We start from the raw sequence: 23,359 nt of genomic DNA on the forward strand, positions 1-23,359 counted from the left end.
GGACGAACACCCGCGCGGAGGAGCCCCGATGGCGGATGCCACGTCCAGACCCGTTGATGCAGCTGCAACCGTGCAGCCGGAAAATTCGGCTTCCGCCGCCCAGGCGGACAAGACGGTGATGCCGATCATTTTTGCGGTCAGCTTCTGCCATATGCTCAACGACATCATGCAGTCGATGATCTCGGCGATCTATCCGATGCTCAAGGCCGACTACAATCTCGACTTCTGGCAGATCGGCATTCTGACGCTGGCCTTCCAGTGCACCGCATCGCTGCTGCAGCCGGTGATCGGCATCATCACCGATAAGAAGCCGTTTCCGTACTCGCTGCCGATCGGCATGGGGGCGACGTTTGTGGGGCTGTTTCTGCTCGCCGGTTCGCATGTCTATCTGATGCTTGTGGTGGCGGCTGCGCTGATCGGCATCGGCTCAGCGGTGTTTCATCCGGAATCGTCGCGGGTGGCGAGGCTTGCGTCCGGCGGGCGCTATGGTTTTGCGCAGGCGACCTTTCAGGTGGGCGGCAATTTCGGACAGGCGATCGGGCCGCTGCTGGCCGCCTTCATCATCGTGCCGATGGGGCAGGGCAGCGTCGCCTGGTTTTCGGCAATCGCGCTGCTCGGCATCGTGATCCTCTCCTGGGTCGCGCGCTGGTACAAGGCGCATATGCTGGCCAACAAGGGGCGCAAGAAGAGCCTCGGTATTCACAGCCTGCCGCGTCGCACGGTGATGGTGGCACTGGTCGTGCTGGCGATCCTGACGTTTTCGAAGAACATCTACATGGCGGCAATCGGCAGCTATTACACGTTCTTCGTTATCGAGCGCTTTGGCGTCACCGTGCAGTCGTCGCAGATCATGCTGTTCGTCTTTCTGGGCGCGACGGCGCTGGGCACGTTGATCGGCGGTCCGATCGGCGACCGGTTCGGCTCCAAGGTGGTGATCTGGATCTCCATTCTCGGCGTGCTGCCGTTCACGCTGGCGATGCCGTTCGCCAATTTACCGATGACGATCGTGCTGTCGGGTATCGTTGGGCTGCTGATGGCGTCGTCTTTCCCGGCCATCATCGTCCTGGCGCAGGAGCTGGTCCCTGGCCGGGTGGGAATGATCGCCGGCATCTTCTTCGGGCTCGCTTTCGGCATGGGTGGCATCGCCGCCGCCGTGCTCGGCATCATCGCCGACCACAGGGGCATCAGTTTTGTCTATTCCATCTGCGCCGTCCTGCCGGCGATTGGCCTTCTCACCGTGTTCCTGCCCAGCAAGGCGCAGCTGAGGGTCGCCTGAGCCAACAGCCTGACATCCCGACATGGATATTTGGCGGGCCTGTTCTATATCGTCGTCAAGGATCATTTCCGACCGAATAGATTAGAACCTGGGGTGCGATATGGAATGGAAAGGGCGTCGGCAATCCGACAATGTCGAGGATCAACGGGGTGCCTCGATGGGTGGCCGCGGTGGCGGTTTCCGCATCCCGATCGGTGGCGGCGGACGTGGCGGTGGTGGATTGAGCATCGGCGGCATCGTCGTCGTGCTGATCATCTGCTGGGTCACGGGCATCAATCCGCTGACGCTTCTGTCGGGCGGCGATACCAGCATGGATACGGGCACCAGCACCACGCAGCAGGCGCCGCGTACGCCGGCTGAAGACGAGATGACCGGTTTCGTCCGCACCGTCCTTGCTGATACCGAAGACACCTGGAACGAAATCTTCCAGAGCAACGGCGCTCGTTACGAGGAGCCGACGCTGGTTCTCTTCGGCGGTCAGGTTCGGTCTGCCTGCGGTTTTGCGTCGTCGGCAAGCGGCCCGTTCTACTGCCCGGGTGACCGCAAGGTTTATCTGGATACGGAGTTCTTCAAGGAACTCAGCCAGCGGCTTGGGGCCGGAGGCGATTTTGCCGAGGCCTATGTGGTCGCGCATGAAGTCGGGCATCACGTCCAGAACCTGCTCGGCGTATTGCCGAAATTCAACCAGGCGCGGCAGAATATGAGCGAGACCGAGGCCAACCGCATGTCGGTTCGCGTCGAGCTTCAGGCGGACTGCTTTGCCGGCGTGTGGGGCAAGCGGACCCAGCAGAAGGGCTTTCTCGAAAGCGGCGATCTGGAGGAGGCTCTGAACGCCGCCCAGCAGATCGGAGACGACACGCTGCAGAAGCGCAGTCAGGGTTATGTCGTCCCGGAAAGCTTCAACCACGGCACCTCGCAGCAGCGGATGCGCTGGTTCAAGCAGGGCTTCGACACCGGCGACATGAAGGCCTGCGACACGTTCTCGGGCAATGTCTGAGCAGTGATCTCTGCTGCTCCGGCGAGCAGCAGAGCCGTGACTGAGAGATCAATCTTCGAAAAATCGTGTGGGCGGCGAAACCGATCGCCCGCACTTTCTCGGTTTGGGCGTGCTAGACTCCGCAAAGCCGGGACCTATGCCGGGCTGCATTCGGCACCAGCCCGCGGCGATGGACAAGGCCGAGAATCCTTGCCGCACCATCCTCCCATCGATCGGTCCGTCAGACCTGTCACGTCACCCATCAACGTTGGTGAACTTCGCCCTACAATTTTTGCTGGATCGGTGCCGAGCCTTGATGAACCCCGATGCCTTCTTTATAGGCAGGGTACCGTGCCGCTGACCGTTTCTGGAAGCGGCTTTTTCCATTTGTAGGATTTATCGATGTCGGGCTTGCCGAACACTGCCGGTGCATCTGCGCCGCATGACGCCGTCATTACGGATCGTTCCTGGTCGTCGCATCTGCGCGGCACGTTTGCGCTCGGCATCCCGCTGGTGGGAGCCCAGCTTGCGCAGATGGCGATCCATACGACCGACGTCATTCTGGTCGGCTGGCTTGGGACGACCGAACTGGCCTCCGTGGTCATCGCAACGCAGCTGTTTTTCGTCGTGTTCATCTTTGGCACCGGGTTTACCAGTGCCGTCGTGCCGCTGGTTGCGCAGGCGCTCGGCCACGGCGACAGGATCGGCGTGCGCCGGTCGGTGCGCATGGGGCTGTGGGTGGTGATTGCCTATTGCACGGTTGTCGCGCCGCTGCTCTGGTTTAGCGAACCGATGCTGCTCGGCCTCGGTCAGGCGCCCGATGTCGCGGCCAATGCGCAGAGCTATCTGCGCATTGCGCAATGGGGCATGTTCCCGGCGCTCGGACTGATGGCTCTGCGCAGCTTCGTGACCGGATTGGAGAAGGGCGGGATCGTTCTCTACATCACGATCGGCATGTTCATCATGAACGCGATTGTCGCCTATCTGCTGATCTTCGGCCATTACGGAGCGCCGCAGCTGGGTCTTCATGGCGCGGCGATCGCTGCTGTGTCCGCCAACCTAGTCGGCTTCCTGATCGCGATTGCCTATGTGCAGGCGCAGCCCGCCATGCGCGCTTACGAACTCTTCGTGCGCTTCTGGAAGCCTGACTGGTCGATGGTTCGGGAAGTCTTCCTGCTCGGACTGCCGATCAGCTTCACGATCCTTGCCGAAACCAGCCTGTTTGCGGCGGCTTCGCTGATGATGGGCAGTATCGGCAAGCTCGAGCTTGCCGCCCATGGGATTGCGCTGCAGCTTGCCTCGATCGCCTTCATGGTGCCGCTGGGTCTGGCGCAGGTTGCAACGGTTCGGGTCGGTCTTGCCAACGGTCGTGGCGACATGGTCGGTGTTCGAAGGGCCGGCGGGGCCGTGCTGATCGTCAGCATCATCTTCACGGCGATCGGCGGTGTCCTTTACGCCGTGATGCCGGGCGCGCTTGCGGGGCTTTTCCTCGACACCAGCCAGCCGGACGCCGCTGCGGTGCTCGCGCTCGCCACACCGCTGATTGTCATTGCCGGCATCTTCCAGCTGGTGGACGGGCTGCAGGCCGTGGGGGCCGGACTTTTGCGCGGATTGAAGGATACGAAAGTGCCGATGCTTCTGGCGCTGATCGCCTACTGGCCGATCGGCTTCGTCTGCGCCTGGGTGTTCGCATTTCCACTCGGCTATCGCGGCGAGGGTGTCTGGTTCGGTTTCGTGATCGGCCTTGCCGCCGCAGCTCTCTTCCTGTGCGGACGGTTCTGGATTCTTTTGCAGCGCCATAAGCAAATGGCCCGCTGAGAGCAGCGAGCCATCGGATTGAAACCGTGACTTGAGAAGGTTTTAGCGCTCTGCGAGCGCTGCCTCTCCCTTGTTCTCGCGCACCATGTTGATGAAGCGGCGGAACAGGTAGTGGCTGTCCTGCGGACCGGGCGATGCTTCCGGGTGATGCTGGACCGAGAAGACCGGCTTGCCGGACAGACGCAGACCGCAATTGGTGCCGTCGAACAGCGAAATGTGAGTCTCCTCAACACCCTGCGGCAGCGACTTCGAGTCGACCGCGAAGCCGTGGTTCATCGACACGATCTCCACCTTGCCGGTCGTGTGATCCTTGACCGGGTGGTTGGCGCCGTGATGACCCTGGTGCATCTTTTCGGTCGTGGCGCCGAGTGCGAGGCCGAGGATCTGGTGGCCGAGGCAGATGCCGAAGGTCGGAATGTCGGTCTTGACGATGTCCTGGATGACGGGGACAGCGTAGGCGCCGGTGGCTGCCGGATCGCCCGGGCCGTTCGAAAGGAAGATGCCGTCCGGCTTCAGGGCCAGAATGTCTTCCGACGAGGTCTGTGCCGGCACGACCGTGACCTTGCAGTCGAGGCCGGTGAAGAGGCGCAGGATGTTGCGCTTCACGCCGTAGTCGATGCAGACGATGTGATACTTGGCGTCTTCGGCCTTCAGCTCTTCGGAACCTTCGTTCCAGACCCAGGGCTTTTCGGTCCACTGCGACGACTGGCCGGAGGTCGCTTCCTTGGCGAGGTCGAGACCTTCGAGACCACTCCAGGCCTTGGCTTCCGCCTTCAGCGCTTCGATGTCGAAATTGCCGTTCGGATCATGGGCGATCACGGCGTTCGGGGCACCGTTCTGGCGGATCCAGGCGGTCAGCGCGCGTGTGTCGATACCAGAGAGGCCAATGACGCCGCGGCTCTTCAGCCAGGCGTCGAGATCCTTTGCCGAGCGGTAGTTCGACGGTTGGGTGATATCGGCCTTGAAGATCGTGCCGACGGCGCCGCGGCGGGCAGCGGGCGTCAGGTCTTCGATGTCCTCGTCATTGGTGCCGATATTGCCGATATGCGGGAAGGTGAAGGTGACGATCTGGCTGAGATAGGACGGATCGGTCAGAATTTCCTGGTAGCCGGTGAGGGCGGTGTTGAACACCACTTCGGCGGTGACCTTGCCGGTCGCGCCGATGCCTGTTCCTTCAATCACGGTTCCGTCGGCAAGCACGAGAACGGCGGTGGGTTTTTTCGTGGTCCAAGGGGTGGTCGCGGTCATATCCATCCTTCTGCCCCAGCGGCCCGTTTCCCGGAGAGGAAAACAGGGTGTCGAGGTCATCTCTCGTCGCAGAAAAGGGCGCGCGGAAACCCGCTTGCGGCCCACTATCCAATTGTTGTGCAGGTCCTCGACATAAACAAGGCAGAACAGCGGGTCAATTGCAGTTTATGAGAAAGCTGGGCGCAAAGACCGGCAATCGGTGAGTTTTGCCGTGTCGGCAAAACGTTTGATCGCCGTTCACGCTTGTTCTATGACGTCGCAAAAGATCGGTCCGCTGCGGATCGAGTGACGTTCAAGGAGACAGGCCATGTTGCGCGAGAAGCTTTCCGAAGCGATGAAGGAAGCGATGAAGGCGAAGGAAACCCGCAGGCTTTCGACCGTGCGGCTGATCCAGACCGCCATCAAGGACCGTGACATCGCCAATCGCGGCACCGGCAAGGACGCTGCCACTGACGACGAAATCCTGCAGATCCTGCAGAAGATGGTGAAGCAGCGCGAGGAGTCGGCGAAGATCTACGAAGACAACGCCCGCCCGGAACTTGCAGCGCAGGAACGCGAAGAGATCGCCGTCATCAAATCCTTCATGCCGGAACAGATTTCCGACGAGAAGGCGAGCGAGATCGTCGCTTCCGTCATCGCCGAGATCGGTGCTGCTGGAATGAAGGACATGGGCAAGGTGATGGCCATTCTGCGCGAACGCTATGCCGGCCAGATGGATTTCGCCAAGGCGTCCGGCACGATCAAGGCGCAGCTGAGCTGAGGTCTAGCCGCTACGCATAAAACGAGAAAGGCGGGAAGTCCTTCATGGAGTTCCCGCCTTTTGCTCTTCTACGCCTCCCATCGGCCGACCGCGGACATGCCACCGGTAGGAGAGGACGATCGACCGCAGTCATTGCAGGCAGCCGTCCTGAAGAGCAATCTCAGATGCCGTACCCGCCTGTCGAGGCGACTGACGGCACGTCTTGTCGGATTCAACGCTATGCAGGGAACCTGCGTATCGCAAGTTACAATTCGTTAATTTCTGTGGGTTGATCGGGTCGGTGGTCACGGGAGCGGCGGCCTGTGAATAGCGGGCATGATTTGCGGCCGGGCTGGCATTCCTGCGCACTGAGCCTTAATATGGTCTCTGGCCCGCGAGGTAGACATGCGCTTTTCAAACAGTTTTCTTGATGAGATCCGGGATCGGGTGCCGATTTCGACGGTGATCGGCCGTCGTGTCACCTGGGATCGCAGGAAGACCAATGCTGCGCGCGGCGATTTCTGGGCGTGCTGCCCGTTCCATGGCGAGAAAAGCCCGAGCTTTCACTGCGAGGACCGCAAGGGCCGCTATCACTGCTTCGGCTGTGGCGTGTCGGGCGATCATTTCCGCTTCATGACGGATCTGGAAGGGCTGAACTTTCCAGAAGCCGTCCAGCAGGTTGCCGATATGGCTGGTATCGCCATGCCGCAACCCGATCCGCAGGCGGAAAAGCGCGAACGGGAGCGGATGTCGCTTCTCGACGTCATGGAAATGGCGACGCGCTTCTTTCAGGACCAGTTGCAGAGCCCGACCGGCGCCAAGGCACGCGCCTATCTTCGCGACCGCGGACTGACGGCGCGCACGATCGAGAATTTCCGGCTCGGCTATGCGCTGGACAGCCGCAATGCGCTCAAGGAGTTCCTGGCCGGCAAGGGTGTGGCCAAGGAGCAGATCGAGGCCTGCGGACTGGTGCGTCACGGCGAGGGGATTGCCGTATCCTACGACTATTTCCGCGACCGCATCATGTTCCCGATCCTGTCGTCGCGCGACAAGGTGATTGCCTTTGGTGGACGTGCGATGGCGCCGGATGCACCGGCGAAATACATGAACTCGCCGGATACCGAACTCTTCCACAAGGGCCAGGTGCTCTACAATTTCACCCGCGCCAGGCGGGCGGCACAGCCGGGGCCGGGATCGAAGGAACCGGGCACGATCATTGCCGTGGAAGGCTATATGGACGTGATCGCGCTCAGCCAGGTGGGTGTCGAAAATGCCGTTGCGCCGCTCGGTACGGCGTTGACCGAAAACCAGCTGGAGTTGCTCTGGCGGATGACGCCGGAACCGGTCCTATGCTTTGATGGCGATGGTGCCGGTATCCGTGCCGCGAACCGTGCTGCGGATCTGGCGCTTCCCTCCATCAAGCCCGGCCGCTCGGTGCGGTTCGCGTTGCTTCCTGACGGCAAGGATCCGGACGATCTCGTCAAGCACGAGGGAAGAGCGCCGTTCGATGGCGTGATCGGGCAGGCGCGTCCGCTGGCGGAGATGGTCTGGCAGCGGGAAACCAATGGTGCCGCCTTCGAGACCCCGGAAAAGCGGGCGGAGCTCGAGGCGCGCCTCAAGCAGATCGTTTCCGTGATTGCCGACGAAAGCGTGCGCCGTCACTACCAGCAGAATGTGCGCGATCGTCTCAACGGCTTGTTCCAGCCGCAGCGCAGTGGCGGCGGGGGCGATCGTCGTCAAAGCTACCAGCGCGAAGGCGGCGGGGCCGGCAGAGGCGGTGCAGCCGGCGGAAGGGGTGGATCGTCTTTCCAGCAGCAGGGTCGCGGAATGGGCATTTCCGACCGCCTGACGCGATCGGGGCTGGTGCGGGGACATCTCGACCTTCCGGCCCTGCGCGAAAGCGTGCTGGCGCTGACCATCGTCCATCACCCGCAGCTTCTGCTCAACGAGTATGACGAGATCGCCTCGATCGAATTCGAGAACCGCGATCTGAAGCGGATGTGGTCTTGCGTGCTGACTATTGTCGGGCAGGCCGGTGCCGGTTTGACGGTGCAGGACCTGAAACGGGAACTCGGCGAGAATGGCTTTGAGGAACTGTTGAAGTCGATGAACCAGCAGATCCGCAATGCGCGACTGTGGACGGCGACGGAAGAGGCCGATCCGCAGGATTCGCTGCAAGCCTACCGCCAGACCCGGGCACTGCATTCCAGAAACAAGGAGCTCCGCTGGCAGAAGATCGAGCTGGAGCGTGAACTCGCGGAGATGACCGAGGACGAGGCCGAGCGTGCCGAGATCCTGCTGCGTGCACTTCTGGAGGTACAGAATGAAATTTCCAGGCTTGAAAACCAGGAAGCGATCATCGACGGCTTCGGTGTTCTGTCAGGACGCGTCAAGGGCGCTGCCGTCAGTCACGGATAAAGGAGAGCTGCGCAGATACTAAACCGTGTTGAATTGGTCGCCTGATGGATTAACAGCGCGAGTGGAGTGGTCTATACAGCTCTTGATTGATCACTGTATTGTTGCAACGCATCGGAAAATCGCGTCAATCCCGCGCATTTCGGGTAGAGCCAAGGGTTTTTACCGGGCGGCGGGCTCTTGTCTTTCATTGTGCACCGCTTACATATGGCTTCAATATGACGGGAGTACCGCCAACGGGGACATGGTCGTAAGGTAATTTCCACTTTTCCTGGGCACAAGCTTTGGAAGAACTTGACGAAGCGTTATTTTGTGGGAATCACCATTTCGGGCAATATTGGTGGAGTGGGTCTAGCGCCGCGGCGATGTTCGGCATCTTCGTTCTGGCGGTCCCCGCGAGTAGCGGTCGCCGATGGTAATCGGGAGTTAAAGGTCATTCCGTTACGAGTTGGATATTGATTCGCGGCTGGTGTGGCTTTTGCCCTCCGCCGCAGGCCACGAAGCGCTGCGCAGTGGCGTTCAGGGAAAGCGACGACATACATGGCAACTAAAGTCAAAGAAAACGAAGAAGCCGATACCGAGCGCGAAGGCTCGGTCGACGGTCCGCTTCTCGATCTTTCTGACGACGCGGTCAAGAAGATGATCAAAGCCGCGAAGAAGCGCGGCTACGTGACGATGGACGAGCTTAACTCGGTTCTTCCGTCCGAAGAGGTCACTTCCGAACAGATCGAAGACACGATGGCGATGTTGTCCGACATGGGCATCAACGTCGTAGAAGATGAAGAAGCCGAGGAGGCCACCACCGAGGAGGAGGACTCCAACGAGAGCGAAGAGAGCGAAGGCGGCGAACTTGCCCCGACGTCCAGCACAGCTCTTGCCACGGCGAAGAAGAAAGAACCCACCGATCGTACCGACGATCCGGTGCGCATGTATCTGCGCGAAATGGGCTCGGTCGAGCTTCTGTCGCGTGAAGGCGAAATCGCGATCGCCAAGCGCATCGAGGCTGGCCGCGAGACGATGATCGCCGGTCTGTGCGAAAGCCCGCTGACGTTCCAGGCGCTGATCATCTGGCGCGACGAACTGAACGAAGGCACGACGCTGCTGCGCGAGATCATCGATCTCGAGACGACCTATTCGGGTCCCGAGGCGAAGGCTGCGCCACAGTTCCAGAGCCCGGAAAAGATCGAGGCGGACCGCAAGGCTGCCGAGGAAAAGGAAAAGACCCGCAAGGCCCGTTTTTCTGCTGCCAACGATGACGACATCACCGCTGTCGGCGGTGACCAGGGCTTGGAAGAAGAGGAAGAGGACGACGACGAGTCGAACCTTTCGCTTGCCGCCATGGAAGCGGAACTGCGCCCGCAGGTCATGGAAACGCTCGACACGATTGCGGATACCTACAAGAAGCTGCGCAAGCTTCAGGACCAGCAGGTCGAGCAGCGGCTTGCCGCCTCCGGCACGCTGTCTTCCGCTCAGGAGCGCCGCTACAAGGAACTGAAGGACGAGCTGATCACGGCAGTGAAGTCGCTGTCACTGAACCAGAACCGCGTCGAAAGCCTTGTCGAACAGCTCTACGACATCTCCAAGCGTCTGATGCAGAACGAAGGTCGTCTTCTTCGTCTGGCTGAATCCTACGGCGTCAAGCGCGACTCGTTCCTGGAACAGTATCAGGGTGCCGAGCTTGATCCGAACTGGATGAAGTCGATTGCCAATCTGTCGGCTCGTGGCTGGAAGGATTTCGCCAAGGCGGAGTTCAACGCCATCCGGGATATCCGTCAGGAGATCCAGAGTCTCGCGACCGAAACCGGGATTTCGATCACCGAATTCCGCCGGATCGTGTCGATGGTGCAGAAGGGCGAGCGCGAAGCGCGGATCGCCAAGAAGGAAATGGTCGAGGCGAACCTTCGTCTCGTGATTTCCATCGCCAAGAAATACACCAACCGCGGCCTGCAGTTCCTGGATCTTATTCAGGAAGGCAATATCGGCCTGATGAAGGCCGTCGATAAGTTCGAATACCGTCGCGGCTACAAGTTCTCGACCTATGCGACCTGGTGGATCAGGCAGGCGATCACCCGCTCGATCGCCGACCAGGCCCGCACGATCCGTATTCCGGTGCACATGATCGAGACGATCAACAAGATCGTCCGCACATCGCGCCAGATGCTGCACGAGATCGGCCGCGAGCCGACCCCGGAAGAGCTGGCCGAAAAGCTTGCCATGCCGCTCGAAAAGGTCCGCAAGGTCCTGAAGATCGCCAAGGAGCCGATCTCGCTCGAAACCCCTGTGGGTGACGAAGAGGATTCGCATCTGGGTGACTTCATCGAGGACAAGAATGCGCTGTTGCCGATCGATGCCGCCATCCAGGCGAACCTTCGTGAAACGACGACGCGGGTTCTCGCATCGCTGACGCCGCGTGAAGAACGTGTTCTTCGCATGCGCTTCGGCATCGGTATGAACACCGACCACACGCTCGAAGAAGTCGGCCAGCAGTTCTCGGTTACCCGCGAACGTATCCGCCAGATCGAAGCGAAGGCGCTGCGCAAGCTGAAGCACCCGAGCCGGAGCCGCAAGCTTCGCTCGTTCCTCGACAGCTGATCGCTGGACCAGACCCATTAAAAGCCCGGCCGTTATGACGTGCCGGGCTTTTTTATTGATGTTGTGATCGGGCCGGGCTCGATCATGCCCGCGAACCATCCTACATGGGAGCCATGCCGGAAATGTCTCCCGCCCCGCATAAGAAGGTGATCGCAACGGCGCTGGGTGCGTCCGTCGCTCTGCATCTGATCATCGCGGGCGCGCTCCTCGTCAAATTGCCGCTGCCGACCAATGCGGTTCCCGAGGAGGAAACCGTCCAGGTGGAGATCGTGCCGCCGCCGGAAGAGGAAAGGCAGGAGCCGGTCGAAGAGGCGAAGAAGCCTGACGAGCTGAACCTCAAGGAAGAGGCGAAGGCCGAAGAGCCGCCACCGGAAAAGCCGCCCGAGCAGAAGCCTCAGGAAGATCCGCTCGAGGACCCCGTGATTTCGGCGAGCAAGGCTTCTGCACCGGAAGCTGCTCCGCCGCCTTCCCCTGCGCAGGACGAAAAGCCGGAGGAGACGAAGCCGCCGGAACCTCAGCCTCCCAAGCCTGAAGAACCAAAGCCCGAAGAGCCGCAGCCTCAAGAAAAGCCGCCCGAAGAAAAGGCGCCGGAAGAAGCGAAAGAGCCCGAGGCACCGCAGAAGGCCGAGCAGCCGGCACCGCCGCCGCCGCCTGCAAGCCCGACACCGGCCGAGGAGGAGAAGCAGGCGTCAGCTCCGCCGATGTCCGCACTGCGGCCTGTGTTCCAGTTTGGCGAAAAGGATAGCGGTCCGCGCCAGGCGCTTGACGGCAATGCTGCGGAGGATACGCCAGCGCCCGCTGCGACCGATGCCGATCCGCCAGCGCCTGAGGAGCCTGCACAGACGGCGGGTACCGACGGACAGGGCGAGGGCGCGCCAGCAGAAGCGCCGGTGCCGACCAATATGACGCCACCGCAGCTCAGTGTTCCAGGCTCCGATCCGTCGGGAATGCCCGGACCTGCCGGCGGTGCGTCTCCTGATGCGATGACGGCCGGGCTCTTTACAGGGCCGCCTTCCTCCGCACCCGTGCCGACGCAAAAGCCGGCGCCGCCGAAACCATCCACTGCCGCCGGCGATCTCAAGCCTGTCAGAACGCTGTTTTCCGCGCGCGATACCGGTGATGCGCTGGCGACCGTCGCGATGGCCGGCATTCCGCGCGGCGTTCGGGCAGGGCAGCTCTGCTCGTCGGAACTCAGCGCGCAACTTCAGAACGGCTCGCCCGCCTACAATCCCGATGTCTTGCCCGCACCGAAGCTGCCCAATGGGACGGTTCTCGAGGCGCGCAATATCGGCTTTCGCGCCAAAGGCCAGTGGCATGATGTCAGCTTCCGCTGCGAAGTCGATGCCGATGCCACGAAAATCGTTTCGTTTTCGATGAATCTGGGTGGCCTCGTGCCGCGCTCGGAATGGCGCAAGCGCGGTTTTCCCGAGTTTTGATCTTCAAGCAGGGAAGAGAATTTCGATGCCGCAGACCGCGATCCAGATTTCGACCAGAGGCCAAGGGCTATACGAGTTCACGGATGAAGCCGAACGCTTCGTGCGCCAGGCCGGGCGCGACGAGGGCCTGCTGACCGTCTTTGTTCGCCACACGTCCTGTTCGCTGATCATTCAGGAAAATGCCGATCCGGACGTGAAGCGCGATCTGAAAGCGTTCTTTTCCTGCCTCGTTCCCCCCTCGGACTATCCTTCGATGGGCTGGGTCAGCCATACAATGGAAGGGCCAGATGATATGCCGGCACATATCAAGGCGGCACTGACGGCAGTCTCGATCGGCATTCCCATATCCGCCGGCAGGCTGGTGCTCGGCACGTGGCAGGGGATCTATCTCTTCGAGCACCGCGACAGCCCGCACCGTCGAGAGATCGTGCTGCATCTATCGTCGTGATGATCGTTGTTTTCCAAATGAACACATACTGAATGATCGGTTTTGCAGGCATTCAGCTGGGTTGGATAGAGTTGCATCGACCGTTGGCCCGAAAGGCCGGCGCGAGACAGCCGGACAACCGGTGACAGGTTCAGGAGAAGCAAAAGATGACTACAATCACACGCCTGATGGCGAAGGCCGGCCTTGCAGCCTTGATCGCCCTGACAGGGATTTCGGCGTCCGCGCCAATCGCCGCCGCCGCCGGCCCGGAATTCGTACAGTACCGTGAGCGCGACTGGCGTCCGCACCACCCGCCGCGCTATGAGCGCCCGCGCCACATGCGTCCCGTCGGCTGCTCGCCGCGCTTGGCTGAACGTCGCGCCGAAGCGATGGGTCTGCGCCGTACCCGCGTCGTCGACATCTCCCGCCGCAGCGTGACCGTCGTCGGCGTCGACCGCCGCGGACGCGACCGGGTCGTGTTTGCCAACGTGCGCGGCTGCCCGCTCATCCGTCGCTAACGGATCTCAAGCGTCCCAGTCTATCTTCAGCCCCGTCCAGCATTCGCCGGGCGGGGTTTTGTCGTTGAAGCAATCCGATCAGGGATCGATGGAGAACACGACGTTGACGTTGACCGTGTAGCTGGTCTCGCCGGCCGCCACCGGGACGCCGTTGCCGGAATCCTTTGCCATTGTCATGCGCATCATCGGCGGGGCCATGGGCGGTGCCGAATTCTCGCTGATCTCCATGATGCGGCCGAGCTTGACGCCGGCAGCTTCCGTCAGCGTCTTTGCCTTGGCGAGCGCTTCGGCAACGGCTGCCTTGCGCGCCTGCGTCATCACTTCGTCGGTATTGGTATTGGTGAACTCGATCTGTCCGCCCTGGTTGACACCGAGCTTGACCGTCTTGTCGATCAGACCGCCGAGCTTTTCGAGATCGCGCACCTTAAGCGTCAGCGTGTTGGACACTTCGTAGCCGATGATTTCCTGCGGCGGCTCGATGCCGTCCTTCGGGGCTACCTGGCGATATTGCGGGTAGATCGCAAAGCTGCTGGTCTGGACGTCGCGATCGGCAATGCCTTCAGCCTTGATGGCGGCGAGCACTTCGCTCATTGCCGTGTTGTTGGCGGAGACGGCCGCATCGGCGGTCTTTGCCTGCCTCACGACGGCAAGCGACAGGATCGCCATATCGGGCGCGACCGCGGCCTTGCCCTCACCGGACACGCTGATGATCGGTTCGCGCGGCGTGCGGGCTTCCTGCGCAGAGGCGACCGTTGCCGAAAACGGCGACAGCGGAAGGAAGGCCGTGCCGAGGGCAAGGGCTAGGAAAGCCGGCGCGAGAGAAGGGGCGGTGGGCAAACGGCGCATTGTGTCTCCTTTGATACTGGTTGTTCGACCTCGACGATCCCGGCCAAATGCCTGAGTTGAAAGCCGAACACCCTCTAGGTGACGTGTGATTGTGAACCTATTGCGGCGAGGCCTTGTGAGCGTTCACAATTTGAGCTAGACGGACCCTTGCGACCGGCGAACCATTGCGCCAGTCGTCATGCCTTCAAAGGGCAGGGGCCTGTAGCTCAATGGTTAGAGCCGGCGGCTCATAACCGCTTGGTTGGGAGTTCGAGTCTCTCCGGGCCCACCATTTACCCTCATAGGGTATTATTTTTCTAACCTTTTGAGGTTACTAGGCTTTCCGAAATTCACTGTTACACGAAAGTGTCACACCATGGCTTGGAAATCAATCTCTACGGATAGGTATTTGTACACTCGTGACGGGCGCTACTATGTGCGCAGGAGGGTTCCGGCTGAACTTCGACAGGCTGTCGGGCGCGAGTTTCTTATTACCAGCCTGAAGACTTCTGATTTCAAAGAGGCATCGCGAAAGGCCAATCACGCGATTGCTGATCACCAAAAGCTGCTGGATGAAGCCGGAGGTCGGCTGCATCCACAGGAAAACAGCAGAAATTTCGATGACCTCACTGCGCACGAGCTTGAAAAGATCGTTACGGACTGGTTCTCGACCAATTATCGTGCCGCCGCTTTAGCGTTTAGCGGTGGGGACTTGTATGTGCCAGAACCCGACGAGGTGGAACTGCCCGGCGACCTCGAGCATCGCCGATTGGAGCTTAACCGCAACGTTCTCATTCTAACCTTGCCGAACAGCCCACATCATGAACAACTGCTTCGTGGCGCTATTGAGGGATTGGCGCGGGCAAACGGTATAGCGATACGCCGCGTCAAGGTTGGGCCGATGCAGGTTCGCAGCGAAATCACCACTGATCGAGCAGGGTGGCGCTATAAGCTGTTCTTTGACCTTGTGCGTCGCGGCGTCGTGGAATTGATGCGGCAGGAGATCGCGGACCTTGCTGTCATCCCGATGTACATTGCTGACCCTGAACTGCATGAGGTTATCCACTCGCCGACGCGGCGCAGCAAGCGCACCGTGACGTTGGCCGAGCTTATTGAAGAGTTCAAGGCTGACCCCAACCGCAAAGATATGCGCAAAAAGGTGGACGCCGATTACTCCCTGCTGTTTAGGGTTATGGATGAGGTGATCGGGTACGACCGACGCCTGCGCGACATAGAGCGGGATGATTGCAAGGCAGTTCGAGACCTTCTGCTGCGCTTGCCTGCGAACTCCACCAAACTCTATCGCGGGATGTCGTTTGCCGAGGCCGCCGATAGAGGATCGAAAGACGGCCGGAAAGTTTTGAGCCCGGTCACGGTCAACAGCTATGTCCACAAGATGAGCGCGCTCTTCAACTACGCCGTCGTTGAGGAAGGCGCGGATAAAAATCCCGCCCGAAAGCTGGGATTGGAAGGGCACGAGCACGGGGAGGAGGATCGCCACCCCTTTGCCCGCGAGCAATTGGAGAAGATTTTCTCCGCCCCCATTTACACCGGTTGTCAGGACGATGAGAGAAACTGGGCGAAAGTGGGAAAGAGCAAGCCGAAACGCACAAAATTCTGGGTTCCGTTAATAGGCCTGTATCAGGGCATGCGCCTCAATGAAATCTGCCAGTTGCGTACCGAAGATATACAGAGTGAAAGCGGCATATATTTCTTCAACATCAAGCCTGACATCGTTTTCGGAAAATCGAAAGCGGCTCAGGGCTATGATGATGGTGGCCGTCGAACGAAGACGGCGTCAGCCCGACGCCGCGTGCCGGTTCATCCCACGCTTCAAGAGCTTGGCTTTTCAGAGTTCGTTGCGGCTCGCCGCGAAGCGGGCAACGAGCGGCTGTTTCCGGACCTCAAGAAAGATAGTCGAGGGTATTTTTCGGATGGATTTCAGAAATGGTTTTCCCGCCTCCTTGAGAAGCAGGGGGCGAAGAAGGAAAAGACATCTTTCCACTCGTTCCGGCACAACTGGGCGGATTCAATGCGGCTTGCCGGTGTGCCACAAGAGCGCCGCAGGCTGATAGGCGGCTGGAAGAAAACGGCAACGGACGAGAAGTACGGCTCAAGTTTGCCGATCACAGCGTTGTATGACGAAATAAGCAAGATATCGTATCAAGATATTAAGACCACTCACTTGCTGTAATTTGAAAGAAATGCGTCATTCAATCATTATTTCTTGAATAGCTGCGAAATGAAATTCACGCGCCGGGTGTTCTCCAATCCGTTGGGAGACGACGTTGGTCTCTTAAGACGACAAACTCCCCTCGTCGTAAAGCTATACTCTCGGCATCTTGGATAAGCTGTTCTCTATTGGCAGACCTTTTCCAAGCCCTTTGTGCGTTCTCTGGAAAGCAAGACCAAAGGGATGGACCGATTTGATCAACGAAACGTAGCGATAATGCTGTGTGCTGTATGTTGAAGTTATCTTGGCAAAACTGCGTGTTGCCTACCAATAGGGTGCGTATCGCTTTAGAAAGCAGAAGATCGTAGCCTAAGGCTATTGCGACTGCATCATTGATTGTCGTTCGTAGTGTGGCAAGCAATGTGTTTGCTCTGATCTCGTGCGCCGCAGCATGTCGACTTTTAGAAGCATTCACAAAAGACTGTTCCATAGAAGGAATGCCAAATCCAATTCTGCCGCCAACATGGCCAATTTGACCCCAGCCATCTTTGATCTGAAAAGTTCGCAACAGCCCTTTCACGGCAGTGGAATTTAGATTTGAAGCATCACGCCCAAAACCTAAGAAAGAAAGTTGAAACTGAGCATTCACGGTGCTTGCGATTTGTTGGCTGTGGTGTTGTACCATTGGAAGCGCATCTAATTTGTCGGACATCATTCTTCGCGTTTGTTGCCGAAGACCATCGAGAACGTCGATGGTACCGAGGTGTTGCAACCGTTCCGGAAGCTGAGAAAAAGCAATCGGCCCCTGTCCGACCTTTTCGATTACTTCATCCGCGCGACTTTTTATGAAATCTTCAAGCATTGTGAAGCCGACCACACAAAGGCCGTTCCGGAGCATCCTTGCGCGCGTATTGTGCTCGACTTCGGTGGGAGCAAGTTCAATAAGATGTTGTACATCCAGTGCCAATTTGAAGGCTGCCACCCGCTCTATAAAATCTGATCGTGCTCGAGACATTCAAATTGCTGCTCGAAGAATATCGCTCATGATTTGAACGCGGTACCTGATGCGAGACGGCGTGTTCGTCGCTGTTCGGATTGCTTCGTCAAAGGCCTCATTGTTTTCCACTGCTTCGATTGTTGCGTCCACAACCTGCTGCTTCTTGTTCGTAATGCTTGCTAACTCATGGTCTTGTAGCAGGCTAATTGCGACCATTTGAGCATCGTACATCCCGGCGATCAGGAGGTCGCGCCAACCCACGCCGACGGGCCGTTTGAATGCGTACTCATCCCAAATAGCTTCGCTGAAATGGATACATCTCTCGAACTGATGCCGAATATTGCTCAGGAAGCTATGTGCTGGATGCTGGAAATGCATCATGAACTCATCCATGGAACGCGATAAGCTGCCTGAGAAGTCCTCCCATCTGTCCGACAGAGTAAGAAACCTTAAGACGTACTCGGCATCGGACATGTTTCGATATGCTGAAGATTTATCGCTGGTTATCTTGAGTTGCCGGCGTAAAAAATCGTTCTCAGCCAATCGATAGATAAGATCGTTAAGCTCGCCACGAAACGCTACGTTCCGAATTTCTTGAGCATTGAGGCGTTCTCCGCCCCTATTGAGCCGCAGGAACACCTGATATTTCAGGTCGGGATGGGACTGTTTTAAGAGGGTTACAACTCTCAGATAAGGGCGAATTGCAAGGGCGTTTCGAAGCTCTGCTGGTAAATCTTTGTAGTGAAACCCATCCAATTCTTGAAAGGCCGACAGATTTTTTAACCTGAACTCGTTATTCAAAAATGCTGTGATCGATATAATACGCTGCTTCCCATCGATAATTGAATATCTTCCAAAGTCATCTTCAGAAAGATAGATCGGCGGCACGGGAATGTTTAACAAGAAACTTTCAATCAATGCCGATTGACGCTCGCTTTCCCAGCGTTCACGTCTTTGGAAACTTGGCGCAACATCGATTGAACCCCGTGATACCATGTTTGCTATAGTATCAAGCGAGAGATCAGAAGCCTGCAATACAAGATCATCTTGTGCGTCAAGGAAAAGTCTTGTGATTTCTACTGGCTTCATTTTTCCGCCTAAATATTTCCGGCTGTGTTGATTAAACGGTCCTCTAGACGGGCTCGGCTAGTGGATGTAAATTTCGCTTGTTCGGAAACTATAACGGGACCGACTAGTGGGGGTACCATGAAATTATCGCAGAAAAACATCACTTCCGATCCGTGCCGATTGCCACGCGCACTATAGCCGATGCTGTAGTCATTTTCTGCCTCTCGACCCGAGCCGTCCAAATCTCGAATACTATTCAGACTATAAGCACAGGCAACAGTCTAGTGTTTCCCTGCATTACCAACAGCTTGTTACGCCCACTCTTGAACGCACGGCACGTCGTGTCACTAGCACGCGCGCTCTTGGGACGCCAATGGACAGAGTTTCGTCGCTCTGAACCTTGCCTCAGTGAGACATCCCCAATCCATTTAGCTGGTGTCTCAATAGAGTTAGCTCTGGCTTTTGGTGCAACTTGTTGCATTGTGTCAACGAAGCTATTGAGACAAAGGGCGGGACATGCTGGTTGGGTACGCGCGAACTTCAACTGCTGAACAGGCTGCCGGGCTGCACGCGCAGGTGCGAGACCTGAAAAATGTCGTCGGATGCGAGAAGATTTTCAGCGAGCAGGTTTCATCGGTTGGCCAACGTTCGCAGCTTATTGCTGCCTTGGACTTTGTCCGGGAAGGTGACACCTTAGTCGTTACCAGGCTGGACCGTCTGGCGCGGTCTACGTCCCACCTGTTGTCGCTGGTCGAGCAGTTGGATGGAAAAGGTGTAGCTCTTCGTATTCTCGACTTTGGGGGTGGCGAGGTAGACACGAAATCCCCCTCCGGCAGAATGCTGCTAACAGTCTTCGCTGCCATGGCTCAATTCGAGCGTGAGGTGATGCTGCAACGGCAGCGAGAAGGTATTCTCGCAGCGAAGGCTGCCGGGAAGTACAAAGGCCGCGCTCCTACCGCGCGCGAAAAGTCCGAGGACGTTCTCGCGCTCAAGGCCCGTAGTGTGGGAGCAAGCAGTATCGCCCGGCAAATAGGTATCAGCCGCGCTTCGGTTTACCGCATCCTCGGCAATTCGGCTTAGGCAGGAAGAAGGCGGTCGATTACAGAGTTTGCAGTATGTTTAACGATATCCGGCCTACTGCCAAAGCTGTAGTCGAAAGACAGCGACCGACCGAACTCACCGAACTCCTCCGGCACCACTTCTATCAGTAGATATGTCCACCATTTCTCTTCCCATCCCATCTTACCGTCTCGGTTTTCATCAGGCGGGAAACGAAGAAATTCCTTCACCTCGGGAAGAGTGAGCGTTCCAAGCTTGGCTTTTCTGTAGAGGTCGGGACGGAGCATTTTCATCATCACCAACCCGCCCATGATCGCGCCGAGCTGAAGCCGGTTCTTCGGTGTCAATCCGATTGACAATGCCAGAATGGCAAATGCGCGCTCTAATGTCCGAAAACCCATCCCCTCGTACCGGATAAGGCGAATGATGGTCTCTACCGAAGCATCAAGAGGGCTCTCATGGCCGCCGCGGATCGAGAGACTGCTCGCAAGATGGCGAGCATACTTATGGAGATCGCTTCGCCTTTCATCTTCCACCGCCTCGACATTAAGAATGGTGAGATTGATGAACTTTTGAAGGTAAGCCGCTGCATCGATAGTACCGCCATATGCGTACTTAACGGAGCCTTGAAGCTGCGCAAGGTGAACACCCAAAACGAAATGCACATTCGGCACGGCCATGAAGTGCTTGATGCGTTCCAAGAGCGACAAAGCAAAATGCGGCTTGCACCGGTCAAGTTCATCTATGATGAACACAAGCGGCTTCTGCGGCTCCCCCTCGGCGGGCGGAGACATTAAAGCAGGCAGATTTGCCAAGGCGATGCGGAAACTCTCCGCGACCTCCTTTTGTTTTCGGGGCTGATACAGCAGCTGCTCCATATATGCTTCAGCCGCGCCCTCAACTTCCTTGCCGATGTCCTCGCCAAGGCCGCTGAAATCGTCGGAGCTGAGCACGCCAGCCGAAGCCGCACGAACGGCAGCTTTAACGCCTAGCCGGGCGGCCCCTTTAAATAGCAAGGCGCCGAGATTTGTCGCCTTCTCCTTGAAGCTGTCTGTAACCCTTTCGGTTGCAGGTATTTGCTCCTCGGCTAGCTCTACGATTTCTCGGGCCAGTGCCGCGAACGCATCTTCCACGTAGTCGTTTTCAAAGGCATCAAAGAAGATAACAGGGTGTCCAGCATTACGGAGTTCGCCTGCCCAAAGCTTCAAGAAGGTTGTTTTACCAGAGCCCCACTGCCCGTCGAACGCGATCACCAGTGGGTCTTCGACAGTGGCTACGAGGTTAGACATTCCGTTGGCGAGGTCTGCTTTTGCAAACAGGTCTTTGCCAGTGGAAAAGCCCTCATTGTCACCGATTTCCAGCGGCTTCGGGTAAATCCTCATCTTCATCCTCCTAACTTTTTGCAAATGCTGCCACCCACAGATGAAGTCTGCAACAGCTTCGCCTTTGACAAACGCGCCTATCCACGCGAATAAGAATGTAGAGCGGTACGTGGCCGCTTCGGGGCGTGGAAACCCCACACGAGCGGTTGGTGCTGACCGAGAGGCACCAAACTCCTTGACCTATGGTCGGAGAGCCTGTGGCGTATGCAACAGGTTCACCCGAACTAAAGGCCATGGGGGTCGTCTCGTGCGGCTTTCCAACTCCCCGATCACCAGAGGATCAAAGGGGCAATTCGCGGGGACGGACCGCGACAAACGCCCCACAGGGACGTTGATGGAAACGCTATTCGCGCACCTCGCGACACGGTTTGCGCCATCGCCGGAAAATATCGCGATTGAAGCTCTAGGCTTCATTCTGCAACGCTCCCGGGCAGCACGGTCGGCATTCACCGGCATCGCCAGTGCCGGAGGCCTCGACCTGCCCGATGATTTATCATTCGCCACGCAAGCAGTTGCGGAGGATGACGGACGCCCGGACATTGAGGGCTACAGCACCGACTTCCAGCGGCGCGTTATTGCCGAGACCAAATTTCACGCAGGCTTGACCATCAACCAGCCGCTTACCTACGCCGCTCGGCTTTTACCGGACGCACCTTCAGCGCTGCTCTTTATCATTCCGGCGGCCCGCATGTCGTCACTCTGGTCGGAGCTTACACGGCGGCTCAAGGCCGGCGAATATGCTGTGTCCGCGCGCCTGGAAGTGCAGCCCGAACTATGGTCCGCTGTATTCGGCAACGGCCATCATTTTTTGCTCGTCAGTTGGCGGGCGGTGCTCTCGGCCATTGTGCGCGAGATGGAAACTGCTCGGGAGACCGAGAGGCTGGAAGACGTGCGTCAGCTTCAAGGCCTTTGCGAGCGAATGGATAGCCAAGCCTTCCTTCCGCTCCGCTCTGAGGAACTGACCGGCACCGACGCGCCGCGCCGTTATCTGCAATTCTGCGATCTTGTTAACGACGTTGGCGAAGAACTCGTCGCCTCCGGTCTGTGTGACCGCAAGGGGCTACAAGCGGGCGGCGGTCATGGCTATTTTGGTCGATATCTCCGCTCCCATGGCGTCGTATTTTATCTCGGCTTTGACTGTGCGGCATGGCTAGCGCACAAGCACTCACCGATATGGCTCCGCTTCGATCAATACTCATCGCCCGAGGTGCTGGCGATCATCAACCGGCGTGCAACGACCGAAACCCGATGGCCCACAGTAGTCGAAAGTCCTAGGCGCATCATGATCCCGCTTGCGGTCGCTCCGGGAAGCGAGAAGCCGGAGATCGTCTCCGACATCGCCGTGCAGGTCGGCAAGGTGCTTGCCTCAATCTTCCGCGTCCTGCCGCCAGCGTTCAACGTCGAGGCAGCAGAGGGCATGCGGCTTTGAAGGGCTTGCGGAAATGGCGGTGGGGCGAGCTTCCGACATATAACGGCTTCACCCACGCGGAGCGGGTCAGGGGCTGGCAGGCGATCCATTTCCTCATCGATAACGGATGGGCGCAACGCTCGAATATTTGTTGCATCTCCGGCGATACAAACATGCCGAGGCTCCACTCGGAAACGTACTACTCTTGGGAGCCATATACGATAAGCCACTCGATCCATATGGCTCTGCACCAACGCTTCCGGCAACCCGCCCCTTGGAGGCGGATCGTGGATCGATACAGCGTCGACGGTGCGGAGTGGTATGCCCGGCTGTCGCTAGAGCCTGTTGATCTTGCGGCGCAGCTACGGGCCGACTATGGGCCTGAGATCACCGATTTGTTCGCTCGCGTTCCGGTTCCAGTAGGTACGATCATTCCCCACCATCAGATATACCGACAGGAGTAGAGTATGGGCATCAAGGTATTGGCCGGTGACTGGGAGCCCGGCACTGCTTGCATTTTTGAACCGGCGTTCTTCGGCAAGCCAGATCGTATACGACTGGCGAGAGTGTTCGGGCCGGAATACCCGGCAGACGAAGTTGTAAGCATCCACGTCGTCACGGAGCAGAACAGCACGTCGATCCTGAAGAAAGCGGGCTGGGGCCTTATTGGAAGTGCAGTGCTTGGACCTGTAGGCTTGCTTGCGGGCGTCCTCGGAGGCGGGAACCGTCACGAAAAGATCGTGGCCATAGAGTTCGCGGATGGAAAGCGCGCTCTCCTCCAATGCGGCGCGAAGAGCTACGGCGATATTATGCGGCTGTCCTTCCGCAGGAGCCCCGAAACGGCTCGTATCGACATGCCGAATACCCTGCCGAACGCTTTTCGGAAGGATGCTGCCTTCGCGCCGGAAGCGCGTCGTGAAACCGCGCCTACGCAATCCGCTCCAGATTTCATGAAGAGCGTAACAATTTCGTTCGGAAGAGGAAGCGCAAAATGATGCGAGT

The 23,359-nt window shown here is 58.4% G+C and carries 18 protein-coding genes and 1 tRNA gene; 14 read left to right on the forward strand and 5 right to left on the reverse strand.

Going from position 1 to position 23,359, the window contains the following annotated elements; translation table 11 throughout:
* The first annotated feature begins 28 nt into the window (after window positions 1–28).
* The 3 genes from ASG19_RS09915 to ASG19_RS09925 all read left to right on the forward strand — a co-directional run bounded on the left by ASG19_RS09915 (window position 29) and on the right by ASG19_RS09925 (window position 4,070).
* On the forward strand, window positions 29–1,276 hold the full coding sequence (locus ASG19_RS09915; protein WP_062455893.1) for an MFS transporter: 1,248 nt from the start codon (window positions 29–31) through the stop codon (window positions 1,274–1,276).
* A 100-nt stretch (window positions 1,277–1,376) separates the two neighbouring features.
* Entirely contained in the window at window positions 1,377–2,273 is an 897-nt protein-coding gene (locus tag ASG19_RS09920; protein WP_062455896.1) for a neutral zinc metallopeptidase, read from the forward strand.
* A 381-nt stretch (window positions 2,274–2,654) separates the two neighbouring features.
* Window positions 2,655–4,070, forward strand: a complete 1,416-nt coding sequence (locus tag ASG19_RS09925) for an MATE family efflux transporter (protein WP_082476280.1) — start codon at window positions 2,655–2,657, stop codon at window positions 4,068–4,070.
* 42 nt (window positions 4,071–4,112) lie between these two features.
* On the opposite strand, the gene carA is transcribed toward ASG19_RS09925, so the two are convergent.
* Window positions 4,113–5,318, reverse strand: a complete 1,206-nt coding sequence (gene carA / locus ASG19_RS09930) for a glutamine-hydrolyzing carbamoyl-phosphate synthase small subunit (protein ID WP_062457935.1) — start codon at window positions 5,316–5,318, stop codon at window positions 4,113–4,115.
* 307 nt (window positions 5,319–5,625) lie between these two features.
* Here carA and ASG19_RS09935 point away from each other — a divergent pair, with 307 nt between their 5' ends.
* From ASG19_RS09935 to ASG19_RS09960, 6 genes are all read left to right on the forward strand, one after another.
* Window positions 5,626–6,078, forward strand: coding sequence for a GatB/YqeY domain-containing protein (locus ASG19_RS09935; protein ID WP_062455897.1), 453 nt, complete (start codon window positions 5,626–5,628; stop codon window positions 6,076–6,078).
* Window positions 6,079–6,462: 384 nt separating this feature from the next.
* Window positions 6,463–8,475: a DNA primase gene (gene dnaG / locus ASG19_RS09940; protein WP_062455898.1), complete on the forward strand. Its 2,013-nt coding sequence runs from the start codon at window positions 6,463–6,465 to the stop codon at window positions 8,473–8,475.
* 537 nt (window positions 8,476–9,012) lie between these two features.
* The gene (gene rpoD, locus ASG19_RS09945; protein ID WP_062455900.1) at window positions 9,013–11,064 is read left to right on the forward strand and encodes an RNA polymerase sigma factor RpoD; all 2,052 of its coding nucleotides are present in this window, start codon (window positions 9,013–9,015) and stop codon (window positions 11,062–11,064) included.
* A 122-nt stretch (window positions 11,065–11,186) separates the two neighbouring features.
* Window positions 11,187–12,500, forward strand: coding sequence for a DUF930 domain-containing protein (locus ASG19_RS09950; protein WP_156466470.1), 1,314 nt, complete (start codon window positions 11,187–11,189; stop codon window positions 12,498–12,500).
* 25 nt (window positions 12,501–12,525) lie between these two features.
* A complete protein-coding gene (locus tag ASG19_RS09955) occupies window positions 12,526–12,948 on the forward strand; it encodes a secondary thiamine-phosphate synthase enzyme YjbQ (RefSeq protein ID WP_062455906.1) in 423 nt (140 codons plus the stop codon).
* Between the two features lie 155 nt (window positions 12,949–13,103).
* Complete coding sequence (locus tag ASG19_RS09960) at window positions 13,104–13,445, forward strand: hypothetical protein (RefSeq protein ID WP_092661070.1); 342 nt, start codon at window positions 13,104–13,106, stop codon at window positions 13,443–13,445.
* A gap of 78 nt (window positions 13,446–13,523) precedes the next feature.
* On the opposite strand, the gene ASG19_RS09965 is transcribed toward ASG19_RS09960, so the two are convergent.
* Window positions 13,524–14,291, reverse strand: a complete 768-nt coding sequence (locus ASG19_RS09965; RefSeq protein ID WP_062455912.1) for an SIMPL domain-containing protein — start codon at window positions 14,289–14,291, stop codon at window positions 13,524–13,526.
* 195 nt (window positions 14,292–14,486) lie between these two features.
* On the opposite strand from ASG19_RS09965, the gene ASG19_RS09970 reads away from it, so the two are divergent.
* Both ASG19_RS09970 and ASG19_RS09975 read left to right on the forward strand, forming a co-directional pair.
* Window positions 14,487–14,562 (forward strand) — tRNA-Ile (locus ASG19_RS09970).
* Window positions 14,563–14,679: 117 nt separating this feature from the next.
* Window positions 14,680–16,464 carry a site-specific integrase gene (locus tag ASG19_RS09975; protein WP_162238141.1) on the forward strand — a complete coding sequence of 595 codons (1,785 nt, stop codon included), beginning with the start codon at window positions 14,680–14,682 and terminating at the stop codon, window positions 16,462–16,464.
* A gap of 55 nt (window positions 16,465–16,519) precedes the next feature.
* Here the strand turns inward: ASG19_RS09975 and ASG19_RS23870 are convergent, their stop codons facing one another.
* Complete coding sequence (locus ASG19_RS23870) at window positions 16,520–17,458, reverse strand: hypothetical protein (protein WP_156466471.1); 939 nt, start codon at window positions 17,456–17,458, stop codon at window positions 16,520–16,522.
* Window positions 17,459–18,529 carry a DUF262 domain-containing protein gene (locus ASG19_RS09985; RefSeq protein ID WP_062455921.1) on the reverse strand — a complete coding sequence of 357 codons (1,071 nt, stop codon included), beginning with the start codon at window positions 18,527–18,529 and terminating at the stop codon, window positions 17,459–17,461. It abuts the gene before it with no gap.
* Window positions 18,530–19,024: 495 nt separating this feature from the next.
* Here ASG19_RS09985 and ASG19_RS09990 point away from each other — a divergent pair, with 495 nt between their 5' ends.
* The gene (locus ASG19_RS09990) at window positions 19,025–19,588 is read left to right on the forward strand and encodes a recombinase family protein (protein WP_062455924.1); all 564 of its coding nucleotides are present in this window, start codon (window positions 19,025–19,027) and stop codon (window positions 19,586–19,588) included.
* Here the strand turns inward: ASG19_RS09990 and ASG19_RS09995 are convergent.
* Window positions 19,585–20,949, reverse strand: coding sequence for a P-loop NTPase fold protein (locus ASG19_RS09995; protein WP_162238143.1), 1,365 nt, complete (start codon window positions 20,947–20,949; stop codon window positions 19,585–19,587). The genes ASG19_RS09990 and ASG19_RS09995 overlap by 4 nt on opposite strands.
* 334 nt (window positions 20,950–21,283) lie before the next feature.
* On the opposite strand from ASG19_RS09995, the gene ASG19_RS10000 reads away from it, so the two are divergent.
* Both ASG19_RS10000 and ASG19_RS10010 read left to right on the forward strand, forming a co-directional pair.
* Window positions 21,284–22,378, forward strand: a complete 1,095-nt coding sequence (locus tag ASG19_RS10000; RefSeq protein WP_062455930.1) for a hypothetical protein — start codon at window positions 21,284–21,286, stop codon at window positions 22,376–22,378.
* Between the two features lie 446 nt (window positions 22,379–22,824).
* Entirely contained in the window at window positions 22,825–23,352 is a 528-nt protein-coding gene (locus ASG19_RS10010; RefSeq protein ID WP_062455936.1) for a hypothetical protein, read from the forward strand.
* Window positions 23,353–23,359: the final 7 nt, after the last annotated feature.

It is taken from the genome of Rhizobium sp. Leaf306 (genome assembly GCF_001423425.1).
Lineage (GTDB): Bacteria > Pseudomonadota > Alphaproteobacteria > Rhizobiales > Rhizobiaceae > Neorhizobium > Neorhizobium soli.

What these genes read in the sequence shown, in the direction of transcription:
- ASG19_RS10000 (WP_062455930.1), top strand. Translation starts at nt 21,284, where the DNA reads ATGGAAACGCTATTCGCGCACCTCGCGACACGGTTTGCGCCATCGCCG.
- ASG19_RS10010 (WP_062455936.1), top strand. Translation starts at nt 22,825, where the DNA reads ATGGGCATCAAGGTATTGGCCGGTGACTGGGAGCCCGGCACTGCTTGC.
- ASG19_RS09920 (WP_062455896.1), top strand. Translation starts at nt 1,377, where the DNA reads ATGGAATGGAAAGGGCGTCGGCAATCCGACAATGTCGAGGATCAACGG.
- ASG19_RS09985 (WP_062455921.1), bottom strand. Translation starts at nt 18,529, where the DNA reads ATGAAGCCAGTAGAAATCACAAGACTTTTCCTTGACGCACAAGATGAT.
- ASG19_RS09935 (WP_062455897.1), top strand. Translation starts at nt 5,626, where the DNA reads ATGTTGCGCGAGAAGCTTTCCGAAGCGATGAAGGAAGCGATGAAGGCG.
- ASG19_RS09965 (WP_062455912.1), bottom strand. Translation starts at nt 14,291, where the DNA reads ATGCGCCGTTTGCCCACCGCCCCTTCTCTCGCGCCGGCTTTCCTAGCC.
- ASG19_RS09990 (WP_062455924.1), top strand. Translation starts at nt 19,025, where the DNA reads ATGCTGGTTGGGTACGCGCGAACTTCAACTGCTGAACAGGCTGCCGGG.
- ASG19_RS09925 (WP_082476280.1), top strand. Translation starts at nt 2,655, where the DNA reads ATGTCGGGCTTGCCGAACACTGCCGGTGCATCTGCGCCGCATGACGCC.
- rpoD (WP_062455900.1), top strand. Translation starts at nt 9,013, where the DNA reads ATGGCAACTAAAGTCAAAGAAAACGAAGAAGCCGATACCGAGCGCGAA.
- dnaG (WP_062455898.1), top strand. Translation starts at nt 6,463, where the DNA reads ATGCGCTTTTCAAACAGTTTTCTTGATGAGATCCGGGATCGGGTGCCG.
- carA (WP_062457935.1), bottom strand. Translation starts at nt 5,318, where the DNA reads ATGACCGCGACCACCCCTTGGACCACGAAAAAACCCACCGCCGTTCTC.
- ASG19_RS09995 (WP_162238143.1), bottom strand. Translation starts at nt 20,949, where the DNA reads ATGAGGATTTACCCGAAGCCGCTGGAAATCGGTGACAATGAGGGCTTT.
- ASG19_RS09955 (WP_062455906.1), top strand. Translation starts at nt 12,526, where the DNA reads ATGCCGCAGACCGCGATCCAGATTTCGACCAGAGGCCAAGGGCTATAC.
- ASG19_RS09915 (WP_062455893.1), top strand. Translation starts at nt 29, where the DNA reads ATGGCGGATGCCACGTCCAGACCCGTTGATGCAGCTGCAACCGTGCAG.
- ASG19_RS23870 (WP_156466471.1), bottom strand. Translation starts at nt 17,458, where the DNA reads ATGTCTCGAGCACGATCAGATTTTATAGAGCGGGTGGCAGCCTTCAAA.
- ASG19_RS09950 (WP_156466470.1), top strand. Translation starts at nt 11,187, where the DNA reads ATGTCTCCCGCCCCGCATAAGAAGGTGATCGCAACGGCGCTGGGTGCG.